This is a genomic window from Pseudomonas sp. BF-R-01 (genome assembly GCF_019946615.1).
Taxonomy (GTDB): Bacteria; Pseudomonadota; Gammaproteobacteria; order Pseudomonadales; family Pseudomonadaceae; genus Aquipseudomonas; species Aquipseudomonas migulae.
In genome coordinates this window covers 1-15,702 of record NZ_JAGYFX010000054.1, presented here as the reverse complement: position 1 = coordinate 15,702, position 15,702 = coordinate 1, and the positions used below count along the sequence as shown (strand labels likewise).

At 60.5% G+C, this 15,702-nt stretch carries 15 protein-coding genes; 9 read left to right on the top strand and 6 right to left on the bottom strand.

Annotated features, from left to right (window positions below; genetic code table 11):
* Positions 1-68: 68 nt before the first annotated feature.
* Positions 69-710, bottom strand: coding sequence for an HD domain-containing protein (locus KGB27_RS19510; RefSeq protein ID WP_192227514.1), 642 nt, complete (start codon positions 708-710; stop codon positions 69-71).
* 304 nt (positions 711-1,014) lie between these two features.
* Here KGB27_RS19510 and KGB27_RS19505 point away from each other — a divergent pair, with 304 nt between their 5' ends.
* Positions 1,015-1,980 (top strand): GlxA family transcriptional regulator, encoded by a 966-nt coding sequence (locus KGB27_RS19505; RefSeq protein ID WP_223555882.1) that lies wholly within the window; start codon positions 1,015-1,017, stop codon positions 1,978-1,980.
* Between the two features lie 117 nt (positions 1,981-2,097).
* On the opposite strand, the gene KGB27_RS19500 is transcribed toward KGB27_RS19505, so the two are convergent.
* Positions 2,098-4,509, bottom strand: coding sequence for a penicillin acylase family protein (locus KGB27_RS19500; protein ID WP_223555880.1), 2,412 nt, complete (start codon positions 4,507-4,509; stop codon positions 2,098-2,100).
* 107 nt (positions 4,510-4,616) lie between these two features.
* The gene (locus tag KGB27_RS19495; protein WP_192227516.1) at positions 4,617-5,198 is read right to left on the bottom strand and encodes a DUF6436 domain-containing protein; all 582 of its coding nucleotides are present in this window, start codon (positions 5,196-5,198) and stop codon (positions 4,617-4,619) included.
* Between the two features lie 97 nt (positions 5,199-5,295).
* Between KGB27_RS19495 and KGB27_RS19490 the strand changes: the two genes are divergently transcribed.
* Positions 5,296-6,243, top strand: a complete 948-nt coding sequence (locus tag KGB27_RS19490; protein WP_223555878.1) for an alpha/beta hydrolase — start codon at positions 5,296-5,298, stop codon at positions 6,241-6,243.
* Between the two features lie 104 nt (positions 6,244-6,347).
* On the opposite strand, the gene KGB27_RS19485 is transcribed toward KGB27_RS19490, so the two are convergent.
* Positions 6,348-7,100 carry a DUF2059 domain-containing protein gene (locus KGB27_RS19485; protein ID WP_192416684.1) on the bottom strand — a complete coding sequence of 251 codons (753 nt, stop codon included), beginning with the start codon at positions 7,098-7,100 and terminating at the stop codon, positions 6,348-6,350.
* Between the two features lie 108 nt (positions 7,101-7,208).
* Between KGB27_RS19485 and KGB27_RS19480 the strand changes: the two genes are divergently transcribed.
* Together KGB27_RS19480 and KGB27_RS19475 are read left to right on the top strand one after the other, a co-directional pair.
* Positions 7,209-7,841 carry a 2OG-Fe(II) oxygenase gene (locus KGB27_RS19480; protein ID WP_223480664.1) on the top strand — a complete coding sequence of 211 codons (633 nt, stop codon included), beginning with the start codon at positions 7,209-7,211 and terminating at the stop codon, positions 7,839-7,841.
* A 2-nt stretch (positions 7,842-7,843) separates the two neighbouring features.
* On the top strand, positions 7,844-8,323 hold the full coding sequence (locus KGB27_RS19475) for a DUF523 domain-containing protein (RefSeq protein WP_207284898.1): 480 nt from the start codon (positions 7,844-7,846) through the stop codon (positions 8,321-8,323).
* Between the two features lie 127 nt (positions 8,324-8,450).
* Here the strand turns inward: KGB27_RS19475 and KGB27_RS19470 are convergent, their stop codons facing one another.
* Positions 8,451-9,035 (bottom strand): transporter substrate-binding domain-containing protein, encoded by a 585-nt coding sequence (locus KGB27_RS19470; RefSeq protein WP_008040763.1) that lies wholly within the window; start codon positions 9,033-9,035, stop codon positions 8,451-8,453.
* Between the two features lie 136 nt (positions 9,036-9,171).
* On the opposite strand from KGB27_RS19470, the gene KGB27_RS19465 reads away from it, so the two are divergent.
* On the top strand, positions 9,172-9,597 hold the full coding sequence (locus KGB27_RS19465; RefSeq protein ID WP_008026064.1) for a DUF4399 domain-containing protein: 426 nt from the start codon (positions 9,172-9,174) through the stop codon (positions 9,595-9,597).
* 62 nt (positions 9,598-9,659) lie between these two features.
* Here KGB27_RS19465 and serA read toward each other — a convergent pair whose 3' ends face one another.
* Positions 9,660-10,889 carry a phosphoglycerate dehydrogenase gene (gene serA, locus KGB27_RS19460; RefSeq protein WP_008040764.1) on the bottom strand — a complete coding sequence of 410 codons (1,230 nt, stop codon included), beginning with the start codon at positions 10,887-10,889 and terminating at the stop codon, positions 9,660-9,662.
* Positions 10,890-11,250: 361 nt separating this feature from the next.
* Between serA and KGB27_RS19455 the strand changes: the two genes are divergently transcribed.
* The 4 genes from KGB27_RS19455 to KGB27_RS19440 all read left to right on the top strand — a co-directional run bounded on the left by KGB27_RS19455 (position 11,251) and on the right by KGB27_RS19440 (position 15,573).
* The gene (locus tag KGB27_RS19455; protein WP_032828611.1) at positions 11,251-12,645 is read left to right on the top strand and encodes an FAD-binding oxidoreductase; all 1,395 of its coding nucleotides are present in this window, start codon (positions 11,251-11,253) and stop codon (positions 12,643-12,645) included.
* Positions 12,646-12,682: 37 nt separating this feature from the next.
* Positions 12,683-13,348 carry a fumarylacetoacetate hydrolase family protein gene (locus KGB27_RS19450; protein ID WP_008026071.1) on the top strand — a complete coding sequence of 222 codons (666 nt, stop codon included), beginning with the start codon at positions 12,683-12,685 and terminating at the stop codon, positions 13,346-13,348.
* A gap of 247 nt (positions 13,349-13,595) precedes the next feature.
* Positions 13,596-14,525: an SdiA-regulated domain-containing protein gene (locus KGB27_RS19445; protein ID WP_223555876.1), complete on the top strand. Its 930-nt coding sequence runs from the start codon at positions 13,596-13,598 to the stop codon at positions 14,523-14,525.
* 130 nt (positions 14,526-14,655) lie between these two features.
* Complete coding sequence (locus KGB27_RS19440) at positions 14,656-15,573, top strand: SdiA-regulated domain-containing protein (RefSeq protein WP_223555874.1); 918 nt, start codon at positions 14,656-14,658, stop codon at positions 15,571-15,573.
* The last annotated feature ends 129 nt before the right edge of the window (positions 15,574-15,702 follow it).

Genomic DNA, 15,702 nt, shown 5'->3' with positions numbered 1-15,702 from the left:
CGATGGTATGTCAGCCACATTGATGTCGACTGACACACCATCGCCAGCAAGCTGGCTCCTACAAGGTTTTATGCAATCCAGGGGGACTTGCGGATGATCTCGACGAAGTTCATCGGCTTGAACCCTGGCTCGCTGTCCACCAGCACATCCGCGTTCACCGTACCGAACGTGGTGTCCGGCTTGTGCTTGAAGCCGTTGGCGAACGCACACAGGATGCACTCCTTGAACCCCTCGCCCCGTGGATGCGCATGCACCACCGCCTCACGCTGCGCCGTGGGAAATGCCGCGTAGTCGATCCCCAGCACATCCATTTCAACGCCCGCCGTCACCAATGCCACGTTGGGGCGCAGGTGATGCACTACGTTCGGCGTGGTGTGCAGGGCAATCGACAACCACACCTGTTCGATGTCGTCATCGCTCAGGCCATAAGGCTTGAGAAACGCTTTGGCGGCGTTGGCGCTATCGACTTCGAAGCGTTCATCGTCGCTGCGATGACCTTCCACCAGACCCAAGTCATGGAACATCGCGCCGACGTATAACAGCTCCGGGTTGTAGGCCAGTTGCTTGCGTTCACCGCTCAAAGCGCCGAACAGAAACACCCGGCGCGAGTGGTGATAAAGCAGGTCGGATTCGACGTCGCGAATGTATTCCGTGGTGGCCCGGGCCAAAGCGCTGTCGGGGATTTTGATGCCGGCGATGGTGCTGCTCATGGTGCTGTCCTCGTGGGGAACGCCGTGGCGGCGCTGATGGAACAAGTCTGTTCCCGGCCCCAAAACCGGACAATCGATCCATGGCTGCGATCCTTGCCAATGAGCATGCAAATCGCGCCAACCTCGCTTGTTGAGCGCGGATTGGCTACGGTTGAGGTCCTGCGCATGGATTTACGTCATGCGCACACCTTGTAGGAGCCGGCTTGCTGGCGATGGTATGTCAGCAACATTGATGTCGACTGACCCTCCATCGCCAGCAAGCCGGCTCCTACAAAGTCTGCGTGCATCGAGGGTGTTCCTTGTTATGAGTAAAACCGTTGCCATCGTGGTGTTCGCCGGCGTTCAGTCCCTGGACGTCACCGGCCCCATGGATGTGTTTTCCGAGGCCAATCGTTTCCTCGCGCCGCAGGATCACTATCAACTGGAGGTGATCGGCGTCGAGCGCGGTGTGATGCCGTGCTCCAACGGTTTATCCCTTAATGCCCATCGGCATTTCAGCGAGGCGCTGGGGGCGTACGACTTGTTGCTGGTGGCCGGTGGGCCGCAGTTGCCGTTCATGGATTTCGGCGCGGCCTTCGATGCCTGGCTGCGCGATGCCAGCGCGCTGGCGCAACGGTTCGGCTCGATCTGCAACGGTGCGTTCATGCTCGCCCGGGCAGGCTTGCTCGAAGGGCGAACAGTGACGACTCATTGGGGCGATGCCGCTGCGCTCGCGGCGTTGTGCCCTTCGACGCAGGTCGAGGCTGATCGCTTGTACGTGCAGGACGGCGAGCTCTATACCTCGGCCGGGGTCACGGCGGGGATCGATCTGTCGTTGTACTTGTTGGCCCGGGATCATGGGCCGGAAGTGGCGCTCAGCGTGGCCAAGCGGCTGGTGGTGTTCACGCAGCGCTCGGGCGGGCAATCGCAGTTCAGTCCATTCCTCACGCCCCACGCCGAGCCGACGTCGGCGGTGGCGATGGTTCAGCATTATGTGCTGGCCAACCTGACCGGCGATCTGACCATTGCTGACCTGGCCAACGCCGCCAACATGAGCGCCCGCAACTTTTCCAGGGTGTTTGCCAAAGAGGCGAAAGTCACCCCGGCAGAATTCGTCGAACGGGCGAGGGTGGATGCGGCGCGGGTGATGCTCGAAAGCACCGTCGCGCCGTTGAAGACGGTGGCGTATCAGTGCGGGTTTCGCGATGCGCAGCATATGCGCAGTGTTTTCAATCGCCGGATGGGGGTAACGCCGCAGCAGTTCAGGTTGAATTTTGCGGCGATGGTTTGAGCTGACATTTGTGTGGTCAGTCAGGGCCTCTTCGCGGGCAAGCCTCGCTCCTACAGGAATAGGTCACTTGTAGGAGCGAGGCTTGCCCGCGAAGGCGTCAGCCCGGCCAACAAAAATCTACTGCACAGCCCGCGCCGGCAACAGCTTCAACGTACTCCGCGTATTCGCCGTCACCTCTTCATCATTGAGATGCGCCTGGAAGTACACCCCTTCGACATACGCCTCCGCCTGATCATCAAAATGCCGGTCAAACGGCACGCCACTCTGGCCCACCGGGTTGACGGTCAGGCTGTGCGCCGGGTCGGCGAAGTCGATCAGGCGTCGAGTCGATGGCCCATAAGTCACCGGCCACGGCGCCGGGCCGATCTTGGCCGAGAGGTTGTTTGGCACCTCGTGAGTGCCCGGTGCCGCGAACGGCCCGACATTGAAAATCCGGTCCAGCGGCTTCTGTTGCCCCAGCGGATGACCATGGGTCAGCGTGTGCGCCTTGCCCCACTGCCATTGCGCGAAGTCCGCACCCAGCGTGCTCTTGAGGTGCGCGAGGCTCGCTTGCCACGCCACCTTGACCGTGTCGGCGCGGGTTTCCTTGCCGAGGGTGTTGCGGTTGTCCCACCACGGCGAGTCGGCGTTCGCGGCCAGACGCGGCAGCGCAGCGTCGATCACCCGAGTCGAGAGCAGCGTCTCGAAGAAGTCGTTGCCCAGCTCATCGTGCATCGTCGCGTCAGCGAGGTTGAACAGGAACTGGTTGAACAGCGTGGCGCTGGTGGAATCCAGCGGGTAGTCGCCGGTCCACTGGGCCAGTTGTTCAACCAGTTTCAGTTCAGCGGGATCGCTCACCACCTCGCGCAGCACCGGTAACAACGGCGCGAGCAAGCGCGGGCCGTAAGCGGTGGTGGTGCCCAGTTGCAGTTTCTGGCTGGCCTCCAGATCCCACTTCACGGCCTTGTCGCTGAGCTGGCGATTGAGCTGCTGCCCACGATCGGCGAGGTTGTAGTAACCAGGGATCTCCATGCCGGTCGGCGACACGGGCTGGAAGTTGGCCGAAACAATGTAGCCCCGCGCAGGGTTCTCTTCCTGCGGGTTGGCGCTGAACGGGTAGAAGCCGTCCTTGTCCGCTTCGGCGCTGCTGCCGTCGAGGATGAACCACGGCCGCACACCCGCCGGACGCTTAGGCAGTTGCGCCGCCGCCCACCAGCCGATGTCGCCCTTGGCATTGGCCCAGACGATGTTCAGCCCCGGCGCCTGGACCTTGGCGGCGGCACTGCGCGCCTTGGCCAGGGTGTCGGCGCGGTTGAGCTGGTAGAAACCTTCGAGGATCGGGTTCTGGCTTTCCAGAAAACCCCACCACATGGCGATGGGCGTCTTGCCGACGCTGTTGCCCAGCGCATCGTTGACGATCGGCCCGTGTGGCGACTGGCGCAGCAGCAACTTCACCGGCGGCTGCCCCTTGACCGCGATCTGCTGTTCGCTGGTGACCATGTCCACCCACTTGCCGCGATACCAGACCTGGTTGGTGTTGTCCGGGTTGACCTTCTCGGCGATCAGGTCGAGGTCGTCGTTCTGGAACATGGTGATGCTCCAGCCGAAGTCACGGTTCATCCCCAGCGAGGCGAACGGCATCAACGCCTGATAGTGACCGTAGAGCTCGAAGCCCGGCGCCGAGAGCTGCGCTTCGTACCACACCGACGGCGCAGAGAAGCGGATATGCGGATCGCCGGCCAGCAGCGGTTTGCCGCTTTTGGTTCGATTGCCCGCGACCACCCAGGCGTTGCTGCCCTCGAACTGCGGTAAACCGTTGTCGGCCAGCGCCTGCTCGCTCAGGCGGGCGAGAGTGTTGAGGTCTTTCCAGTCGGCGCTGGCGAGAGGCGGCGGGGTGCTGCTGTGGTTGTTCGCCAGCACGCCTTTGGACTGCCAGTCGAGATCGAAGACGTTCAGGTACTCGGCACCCAGTTGATCGCGCACGTAGGTCAGCAAGGGTTCGGTGCGAAACGCCGCGGCAAAACTGTAGGCCATGTAACCGGCGATGCTGATGGTGTCCTGCGCGGTGAACGGGCGTTTTGGAATGCCCAGTACATCGAACTCCGCAGGTTTTGCATGGCTGTCCTGATACTGGTTGATGCCGTCCAGGTAGGCTTGCATGGCGATGAAGGCCGGCGACTGCTTATCCATGTTCGCCAGGTAGGTTTCGGCGCGTTCGCGAATGCGCAGGCTGCGCATAAGCTTGTCGGTGTCGAGCAGTTTGGGGCCCAGCACTTCGGCCAGTTCACCACGCGCCAGGCGGCGCAGGACTTCCATCTGAAACAGCCGGTCCTGGGCGTGCACATAGCCGAGGGCGCGGTACAGGTCGGTTTCGTTTTCGGCGCGGATGTGCGGGATGCCGCGTTCGTCGTAACGGACGGTGACGGAGCCTTGCAAGTGTTGCAGCTCGACCATGCCCTGGCGCGTCGGTTGCTTGCTGTAGATGTACCCGCCGGCACCTGCGGCGAACGCGACTATCAGCAGTGCGAGAACGGTCAGGCTACGTTTCATGGTGACTCCTTGTTGTTATTAGTGGCAGCAGTTCCCTGGCGCCACTGTTTAACACGGCTTGCCGAATCGGCCCATCGCCCTTAGGAGGGATTCGCGTCTGCGCGGTCTTACTGCTTTGTGTCGGCGGGCCACGGGCAGTAACACCCGACGGCCAGCGTGTGCGTGGCATTGACGGTGCGGCCCGCGTTTAACGCTTGTAGGATCGGCTCAATGAAGCTGTTGCTCGAATTACAGGTCAGGCCTTCGCTGTAAGGGCCGAAGTAGGCCAGTTTGCCGCTGCGGTCCCAGATCGCCACCGCCGGGCTGGCCGGGATCTGTTCGGAGCCCGGGAGGACGGTGATGGTTTTCAGGCTGCTCAGCGTGCTCGGCAACTGGCCGTGGCTGCCGGGTTTTTGTACCGCATAAAACTCGACGCCTTGCGGCACATACTGCTCGACCAGTTCGCTCAGGTGTTGTTGATTGCCGACGTTGCACGGGCAGGCCGGGTCCCAGAAGTGCACCAGGCGAATGGCGCCGGGGCCGGCGAGGTTGTCGGGCAAGTGCAACGGGTCACCGGAAAACACCGCCGTGTGTTCACTGAACGCCCGCAGGTAGCGTCCTTGAAACCAGTCGTACGCCGCCCATAAAACACCGGCGCACACGAGGGCGAGCAGGCAGGCAAGCAGTGGGGTGCGGTAGGGCGAACGCATGGGTGTCGATCCTCGAAGGTCGCCCAGCTTGCCATGCTTGCCGCGACAGATGAATATCGCAGGCTTATAAAGTCCGCTTCGTGCTCTGGAATCGCCCATGTCCGTCACTTTCGCCCCCGATCATTTGCGTGCCAGCCTGCGGCCCCTGGCCGAGTGGCAGCCACTGTCCGAGGAGGCGCAGGCATACCAGCGGTTCTACGGGCTGGATTTTCCGGGGCGTCAACTGCGCAGGGGCCTGGGGCGTTTTGAGGTGGATGCTTATGACGTGGTCGGCCAGGTGTGGTGGCCGGAGCGGGCGAAGGCGACGCTGTTTGTGTTCCACGGTTTCTACGATCACACCGGGCTCTACCGGCACGTGATCGAGTGGGCGCTGAATCAGGATTTCGCGGTGATTGCCTGCGACTTGCCGGGTCATGGTCTGTCCAGCGGCGAACGCGCGAGCATCAACGATTTCGCCGAGTATCAGGACACGCTGCAAGGGCTGTTCGCCGAGGCGAAATCCCTCGATCTGCCGCAGCCGTGGCACCTGTGCGGTCAAAGTACCGGTGGCGCCATCGTGATCGACCATGTGCTCAACGAAGGGGCGGGCAGCCCGGCCCAGGGCCAGGTGATCCTGTTATCGCCGCTGGTAAGGCCGCGCGCCTGGGGCTGGTCGCAGCTCAGTTATTACCTGCTCAAGCCGTTCGTCAAAGCCATCGCCCGACGTTTCAGCGAGAACTCCAACGACCCGGATTTCCTGCCGTTCCTGCAAGCCGACCCGCTGCAACCGCTGCGCTTGCCGACGGCCTGGGTTGGGGCGCTGGCGCGCTGGATCAAACGCATCGAAGCTGCGCCGGACAGCACTCGGCGGCCGCTGATCGTGCAGGGGCAGGCGGACATGACGGTGGATTGGCAGCACAATCTTGAGGTGTTGAAAGCCAAGTTCGATCGGCCTCAAGTGTTGATGCTGCCTGAGGCGCGGCATCATTTGGCGAATGAGACGGTGGCGTTGCGCGGGGAGTATTTCGGGTTTTTGACGAAGCGGATCAAGGGCCGGAGTCTTTAGCGGTTGTTCCGGCCTCTTCGCGGGCAAGCCTCGCTCCTACGAGTCATGCGTGAACCCTGTAGGAGCCGGCTTGCCGGCGATGGCGATCTAACCGGCGCTGAAAATCATTGGGTCAAATTCGAAGGGGTTTGCCCCACCGCCAGCCCAGCCCGAATCGCCGCCAACGCCGCCTGGTAATACGCCTTGCCTTCCGCCGACTCGGCAAACGTGGCGAACTCTTCCAGCTCGTCATCCGACAGATCGCGATAGACATACAGCAACGTGTTGTTGAGGTCGCTGCCGATCTGGTCCATCAAGCGTTGACGCTGACCGTTCAACAGCCCCTGCGCCTGACCGCCACCGAGCAGGCCGGGGATCATCGAACTCAGGCTGTCGGCCGCGACGCCGGCAATCGCCAGGCTGACTTCCGCACCGGCCTCCCGTGCGGGCAAGGCCTGGGCGAGGTGACCGATGATCAGCGTGCGGCTGTCGCTGGCCTGAATCTTCGGCAGGCCTTTGGCGTTCTTCGCCAGTTGATCGCGACGGGTCGCCAGCAACTCGGCGGCGACGATCTTCTTGCCCAGCGGCGACTGGAAAAAAGCCAATGCAGGTTTAGGATCGGCCAGGGTTTTGCGCAATTGCGCTTCGGCGCGCTGGTCCACGGCCTGCGGGGCAAAACGCTGATTGCTGTTGTTCACCAGCGCCTGAAACACGGCGGGCGGCAGGCTGTTCTGGTAACGCTGCTGGGCGGCTGAAAGGGCATCACTGAAATGCGCGCGTTGTTCTGGCCAGCCGGCGACCTTGTACAACTGGTCGTGGCCGTCTGCCCAAGCGGGCAAAACGCAGAACATCATCAGTGAGAAAAGCAAACGGCGCATAGGGACTCCTGTCAGCAGGCGACTATTCTCCGTGTGGCATAGGGACTTGTCGAGAATTCGTATCAAGCCGCCGCGTGGCTCTGTCGGATTTTCCGGCACAGGAATACTATGCGCGCCATGCCAATACCCTCTGATCACCCGCTGCTGTTACGTATCGTCGACGACCTGGCCGAGCGCGGCTGGTCGCAGCAGAACATTTTCCTGCCTTTGGGTCTGACCCAAGAACTGGCGGCTGAGTGCCGTAAACGTGCCGCCGAGGGTGAATTGGCCCCGGCCGCCGTGGGCCGCGGGCCGACATCGGAGATTCGCGAGGGAATTCGCGGCGACCGAATCCAGTGGATCGAGCCGGGTCAGGCTCTGGCTTGCGACAGCTATCTGCAGTTGATGGACAGCCTGCGCGAGGCATTGAATCGCGGGTTGTATCTGGGCCTCGAAGACTTTGAAAGCCATTTCGCGATGTACCCGCCCGGCGCTTTCTACCTCAAGCATGTCGACCGCTTTCGCGACGATGATCGGCGCATGGTCTCGGCGGTGGTCTACCTCAACGACGCCTGGTTGCCGGAGCACGGTGGTCAGTTGCGCATGTACCTCAAGGAAGGCGTCGAATACGATGTGGTGCCCACCGGCGGATGCCTGGTGGTGTTCCTGTCGGGCGAAGTGCCCCACGAAGTCCTGCCCGCGACCCGCGATCGCCTGTCGTTGACCGGCTGGTTCCGGCGTCGTGGCAACGAGCCGTTCTGATCATGCAGAAAATTCTGGTAAGTCGCTGCCTGCTCGGCCACCGCGTGCGTTACGACGGCGGTGCCAGCGGGCCGTTCGATCAGCTTCAACAGTGGGTCGACGAAGGTCGCGTCGTGCCGTTGTGTCCGGAAGTTGCCGGTGGCTTGCCGACGCCACGGGCGGCGGCGGAGATTCCGGGCGGACAGGGCGGTGACGTGCTGGCGGGGCAGGCGGCGGTGATTACCACCGAGGGCGAGGATGTCAGCGCGCAGTTTCTGAGCGGTGCTTACCAGGCGCTGGAGCTGGTACAGAAACACAACATCCGCATCGCCGTGCTCAAGGCCAACAGCCCGTCGTGCGGCAACCTGTTGACCTATGACGGCACGTTCAGCGGCGTGAAGGTCAGCGGCGAAGGCGTGACGGCGGCGTTGCTCAAGCGCCATGGCGTGCAGGTCTTCAGCGAACTGGAACTGGCTGAAGCCGCCGCTGCACTGCAACTCTAAACGCAAATCCCTGTAGGAGCCGGCTTGCCGGCGATGAGGCCGTAACATTCAATATCTATATTGACTGTTACACCGCTATCGCCGGCAAGCCGGCTCCTACAAGGGATCGCGGTGATTGTCCGTGGCCTTAGGGTTTCGGTATCTCGGCGGCATCCGCCCCAAACCATTTCTTCTCCAGTGCCTCCAGTCGCCCATCCGCCTTTATCCGCTGCAACGCGTTCTCCAGGCTGGCATGAAACGCCGGGTTCCCTTTCTGAAACGGAATGGCCAGGTTCTCGGCCGGGGCGGCTTTCGGCTTTTCTTGCGTCAGCGACTGCACCAACAGGATTGAACGCGGCTCTTCTTTCTGCGCGATCAAATGCGCATCGGTGTGAATGTAAGGTTCGCTGAAGTCGAAACGATCCTTGAGCGCCGGAGTCTCTGTTATGTGATTGATGGCGATGTCGTACTTGCCGCTTTCAACGCCGGTCAACAGATCGCTGGAATCGGTGACGACGAAGTCGGCCCTTACATCCAGTTCATTGGCCAGCAGTTGGCCCAGTTCGACTTCGAAGCCCGAGAGTTGGCCATCGTCCTTGAAATTGAAAGGTGGTGTATTAGCCTCAAGGGCAATTCGCAATTCACCGCGGTCGTTTACATCGTCAATCAGTTCGGCATGAGCCAAAGGGCTCAAAAGGGGTAGCAGGCAGATCAGGCCAGGCAAAAAGCGCATGGTCACTCCTTTGAATACATTTATCGCGATGCGCTGGTTCAGGCTCGCTTTGCTATGGTTGTCGAGTGCCTTCGACAACGAATGGCCATGAAGTTGTCATGGTCACATGGATTTTACGAAAAAACTGGAGAAGAGAATGAAAACCTTTATGTCACGTGCTGCGCTGGCTGGCCTGCTGATGGGTGTTTCGGTGCTGGCCAGTGCGGCTACGCCGGCACCCAAGGGGGCTGAAGTGTCCATCGTTTCTCCTGAAGACGGTGCGACGGTCCCGCAGACTGTCGTCGTCAAGTTCGCTGTCGAGAACATTGCGCTGGCCCCGGCGGGTGATCCCACCAAGAACACCGGTCATCACCACTTGTTGATTGATGTCGATGAGTTGCCAGCCGCCGGTGCGCCGATCCCCAAAGATGCCAACCACCAGCATTTCGGCAACGCGCAAACTCAGGCTGAAGTAACGCTGACGCCCGGCAAGCACACCTTGCAACTCGAACTTGGCGATAGCAACCACATGCCGTTCGATCCGCCGATCCTCTCCGAGAAAATCACCGTCAACGTTAAGTAACGTTAGTCGCGCCCAAGAAAAAGGAGACCCGAAGGTCTCCTTTTTTGTCGCTCAAGTCGCTATCAGAACAACACACGGCTACGGATGGTGCCGTTGACGTGTTGCAGCTTCTGTTGCGCCAGGTCCGAGTACTCGGCGTCTACGTCGATCACCACGTAGCCGACTTTCTCGTTGGTCTGCAGGAACTGACCGGAGATGTTGATGCCGTTTTCGGCGAAGACCTTGTTGATCTCGCTCATCACACCCGGAATGTTCTCGTGGATGTGCAGCAGACGGTGCTTGCCAGGGTGAGCCGGCAGGGCCACTTCCGGGAAGTTCACGGACGATACCGAGGTACCGTTGTCGCTGTACTTGACCAGTTTCTCGGCCACTTCCAGACCGATGTTGGCTTGCGCTTCAGCGGTGGAACCACCGATGTGCGGGGTCAGGATCACGTTGTCCAGGCCACGCAGCGGGCTTTCGAACTCTTCGTCGTTGGAGCGTGGCTCCACCGGGAATACGTCGATGGCCGCGCCGATCAGGTGCTTGTCCTTGATCGCGTCCGCCAGGGCTTGCAGTTCGACCACGGTGCCGCGAGCGGCGTTGATCAGGATGCCGCCCTTCTTGATGGCGCGGATTTCCTGCTCGCCGATCATCCACTGGGTCGCAGCGGTTTCCGGAACGTGCAGGGTCACGATGTCGGACATGCCCAGCAGCTCGTGCAGGTTGCCGACCTGGGTCGCGTTACCCAGAGGCAGCTTGGTCACGGTGTCGTAGAAGTACACCTGCATGCCCAGGCCTTCAGCCAGGACCGACAGTTGCGTACCGATCGAGCCATAACCGACGATGCCGAGCTTCTTGCCACGGATTTCGAAGGAGTTGGCCGCGCTTTTGATCCAGCCGCCACGGTGGCAGGAAGCGTTCTTCTCAGGGATGCCGCGCAGCAACAGGATCGCTTCGGCCAGCACCAGCTCGGCAACGGAGCGAGTGTTGGAGTACGGAGCGTTGAACACTGCGATGCCGCGTTCGCGGGCAGCGTTCAGGTCAACCTGGTTGGTGCCGATGCAGAAACAACCTACAGCGACGAGCTTCTTCGCGTGATCGAAGATCTCTTCGGTCAGTTGAGTGCGGGAGCGAATGCCGATGAAGTGAGCATCAGCGATCTTTTCCTTCAGCTGGGCTTCCGGCAGAGAACCCGTGAGGTACTCGATGCTGGTGTAGCCCGCCGACTTGAGAACGTCGACAGCCGATTGGTGGACGCCTTCGAGAAGAAGGAACTTGATCTTGCTCTTATCGAGAGAAGTCTTGCTCATCTGCGTAAACCTGTATCCCGGAGAAAAATGGCAGGAATGGTCAGAGTGCCCTGCCTTATACGTACTGTTCCTTTTTGACGGCGTCTGTTGCCGTCATGCTGCGTTGCCGCTCCTCCCCATAGCGAGCTATGACTCGTCGCGGCGCCTTGCTTGACGGCAACAGCCACTCGTCAAAAGAGGAACGTACGTATAAGGCAGGGCACAGAACGCTGACCCCGACGGCACGACAGCCGTCGCCGCAGAACAGCCGTTGGGCACTATCCTGCGGGGTCGGTATGCTAGCATAAGCGCCCCGCAAACACTCATTCCTGCGACGTGAAGCGTTCTCAGGATGACCATGAATTGTTCGAGAGTTCTGTCGATGACCAATCCTGCCCTGATTGATGAACTGAAGACCCTGGTCGAGCCTGGCAAGGTACTGACCGATGCCGACTCCCTGAACGCTTACGGCAAGGATTGGACCAAGCATTTCGCCCCGGCCCCGACCGCCATCGTGTTCCCGAAGACTACCGAGCAGGTCCAGGCCATCGTTTTGTGGGCCAATAAACACAAGGTGGCGCTGGTGCCGTCCGGCGGGCGCACCGGGCTTTCTGCCGCTGCGGTGGCCGCCAATGGCGAAGTGGTCGTGTCCTTCGACTACATGAACCAGATCCTCGACGTGAACCTCACCGACCGCACCGCCGTGTGCCAGCCGGGCGTCGTGACCGAGCATTTGCAGAACGTCGCCGAAGAAAAAGGCCTGTACTACCCGGTGGACTTCGCTTCCGCAGGATCGAGTCAGATTGGCGGCAATATCGGCACCAATGCCGGCGGGATCAAGGTAATTCGCTACGGCATGACCCGTAACTGGGTCGCCGGCATGAAAGTGGTCACCGGCAAGGGTGACGTGCTGGAACTGAACCGCGACCTGATCAAGAACGCCACCGGCTACGACATGCGTCAGCTGTTCATCGGCGCTGAAGGCACCCTCGGTTTTGTGGTCGAAGCGACCATGCGTCTGGACCGGGCGCCGAAAAACCTCACCGCGATGGTGCTTGGTACTGCCGATTTCGACTCGATCATGCCGGTATTGCACGCGTTCCAGAGCAAACTTGACCTGACCGCGTTCGAATTCTTCTCCGACAAAGCCCTGGCCAAGGTCATGGGGCGCGGTGACGTGCCGGCGCCGTTTGAAACCGACTGCCCGTTCTACGCGCTGCTGGAATTCGAAGCGACCACTGAAGAAGTGGCCAACCACGCGCTGGAAACCTTCGAGCATTGCGTGGAGCAGGGCTGGGTGCTGGATGGCGTGATGAGCCAGAGCGAAACCCAGCTGCAAAACCTTTGGAAACTGCGCGAATACATTTCCGAAACCATCTCCCACTGGACGCCGTACAAGAACGACATTTCGGTCACTGTGTCGAAAGTCCCGGCGTTCCTGAAGGAAATCGATGCGATCGTCGGCGAACACTATCCGGACTTCGAAATCGTCTGGTTCGGCCACATCGGCGACGGCAACCTGCACTTGAACATCCTCAAGCCGGATGACCTGAGCAAGGACGAGTTCTTCGCCAAGTGCGCGACCGTGAACAAGTGGGTGTTCGAAACCGTCGAGAAGTACAACGGCTCGATTTCCGCCGAACACGGCGTGGGCATGACCAAGCGTGACTACTTGACCTACAGCCGCTCCCCGGTTGAGATCGAGTACATGAAAGCGGTCAAAGCGGTGTTCGATCCGAACGGCATCATGAACCCGGGCAAGATTTTCGCTGTTTGATTTTCGAACTTAAGCGCTACGAACCAGGAGTCGGTCAATGAGCTATCAGCACCAGTATGTCGACGGTACACGCATCCACTTCCCATTGGGCAAAGTGGTTTGCATCGGCCGCAACTACGCCGAACACGCCAAGGAACTGGACAACCCGGTGCCAACGGAGCCCCTGCTGTTTATCAAGCCAGGCAGCTGTGTCGTGCCGCTGGAAGGCGGTTTCAGCATCCCGACCGAGCGCGGTTCAGTGCACTACGAGGCCGAAATCGCGGTGTTGATCGGCAAGCCATTGTCGACCAAACCAAGCCGTGAAGAAGTCCTTGATGCTATTTCCGGTTTTGCTCCAGCGCTGGACCTGACCCTGCGTGACAAGCAGGCAGAGCTGAAGTCCAAAGGCCTGCCGTGGGAAATCGCCAAGTCCTTCGACGGTGCGGCAGTGATTGCCCCGTTCGTATCCGGCAGCACCTTTGCCGACCTGACCGACATCGGCATCCGCCTGACCATCAACGGCGAAGTGCGCCAGGATGGCAACAGCAGCGCGATGCTCAACCCGATCGTGCCAATGATCCAGCACATGGCCGGCTGCTTTTCGCTGCAGGCTGGCGACGTGATCCTGACTGGCACGCCGGTGGGTGTCGGCCCGCTGAATGTGGGTGACGAAATCGTTCTGGAACTGCCAGGCGCGAGCAGCTTCACCAGCAGCGTCCGCTGACACAAACCCCCTGTAGGAGCCGGCTTGCCGGCGATGAGGCCGTCACATTCAACATTTATGCTGAATGTTCCACCGCCATCGCCGGCAAGCCGGCTCCTACAGGGGGGATTTAGTTGCCCGTAAAGGGCAATCCCGCCATTTCCCGTTTTTTTCACATCTTGTCTGGATAATTCCCGGGCTTCTGGCGTCTGAGCCGGTCCCAATTGTGCTATTACCCTTAGCCTGAATTTCTGGAACGCATCCCCTGATGGCCATCCAATCGCTGCCCACGCTTAAAACTGCCCGTCGCCCGCGCTTTTTCATGCGTTGGTATGCCTGGCTTTTGCTGGTCGCGGCCGCTGCGTATGGCCTCGCCTTTGCAATGCATTGGGATGACCGCGGTGTGCTCTGGGTGCTGGAGCGTTTCGAAAGCCCGGCTGAACGCCAGGAAAGTATCTGGCTCCCGGATTACCGGGCGGTGATCGATGCCAAGTCACTGCCGGGGATGGAAAAGGACGAAGCGTCCGACCTGGCCTACAACCCGCAAACCAAAACCCTGTTCTCGGTGATGGGTAAAAACCCGTTCCTGGTCGAACTGGACCTGCAGGGTGAAGTGCTGCGCAAAATGCCCTTGGTGGGCTGGAGCAACCCGGAAGGCGTGACGGTCATGGGCAACGGTCTGCTGGCCATTGTCGATGAGCGTGAGCATTTGCTGAGCATCGTCAAGGTCGACGCCGATACCCGCGAGCTGAACATCGCCAACTTCCCCAAGTACGACCTCGGTCCGTCGAAAGACCAGAACAAAGCGTTCGAAGCGGTCGTCTGGGATGCGCGCAATCAACACATGCTGCTGGGTGAGGAGCGTCCACCGGCGCTGTTCACCTGGAAAAGCGCCGACGGCCTGACACTCACCGGCGACAAGCAGAAGCTGGCCAGTGACGCGCTGGACATCCGCAACCTGTCGGCCTTGGCCATCGACCCGCGCACCGGCCATACGCTGGTGTTGTCCGCCGACTCGCACTTGCTGCTGGAGCTGGACGAGAAGGGCGAGCAGGTCAGTTTCATGACCTTGCTGGGTGGTTTCAATGGCCTGAAGAAGACCATTCCCCGCGCCGAAGGCGTGACCATGGACGAGGCGGGCACGCTGTACATGGTGAGCGAGCCGAACCTGTTCTACCGATTCGAAAAGCAGCACTGATTCGCGACCTTGATCTGCGAATGTGTAGGAAACGCGACGCTCAGTTGTAGGGTCAACCCAACGGCCTTTAAGCTTCAATTCAGACTGCCGTGGTATTTCATCCGCCCGTCCTGATTCCGAGCTTGCCTGAATGCGCCGACTTGCCCGCCCCAAACCCCTGATCCTGATTCTCTCGGTGATCGCGCTGACCGTGCTGGTTGCGTTCGGCCAACACCTGCGTCTGTTTGAGCGGGCCTGGTTCAATCTGCATACGCTTTGGCAGGCAGAAAGCGCCCAGTCGATCGGACTGGATCACTATCAGGTTGTCATTGAGGGCCGGGTCATCGAAGGCCTGGACGACGATGTGTCAGCGCTGACCTTCGATCCGGTCCGCAAAAGCCTGTTCACCGTCACCAATAAAAACTCCGAGCTGATCGAGCTGTCGCTGGAAGGCCAGATCCTTCAGCGCATCGCGCTGGTCGGCTTCGGTGATCCGGAAGCGGTGGAATTCATCAGCGCCGACACTTACGTCATCACCGACGAGCGTCAGCAGCGGCTGATCAAGATTCATCTGGAGAAGGACACGACGTTCCTCGATGCGGCGGATGCCGAACAGATAACCCTCGGCGTGCACATGAGCAGCAACAAGGGTTTTGAAGGCCTGGCCTACGATTCGGTGGGCAAGCGGCTGTTTGTCGCCAAGGAGCGCGACCCGATGTTGATCTATGAAGTGCAGGGCTTTCCGCATTACAACCCGGAAAAATCCTATGCGGTGCACGTGGTCAACAACCCCAAGCGCGATGCCGGGATGTTTGTGCGAGACCTGTCGAGCCTGCAATACGACGAGCGCAGCGGTCACCTGTTGGCGCTGTCCGACGAGTCGCGACTGATTCTGGAACTGGATGTGGACGGGCGTCCGCTGAGCACCATGTCACTGAGCAAGGGGCGTCAGGGGTTGCAGAAGACGGTGCCGCAAGCGGAAGGGATCGCCATGGATGACGACGGCACGATGTACCTGGTGAGCGAGCCGAACCTGTTCTACGTCTTCAAGAAACCGCCACAGCCCTAACATTGGAATGCGGACCTGTAGGAGCCGGCTTGCTGGCGATTGCGGTATGACATTCAACATTTAGATTGACTGTCGCACCGCTATCGCCAGCAAGCCGGCTCCTACACGGGTTTTGCGTCTGGCTTACTG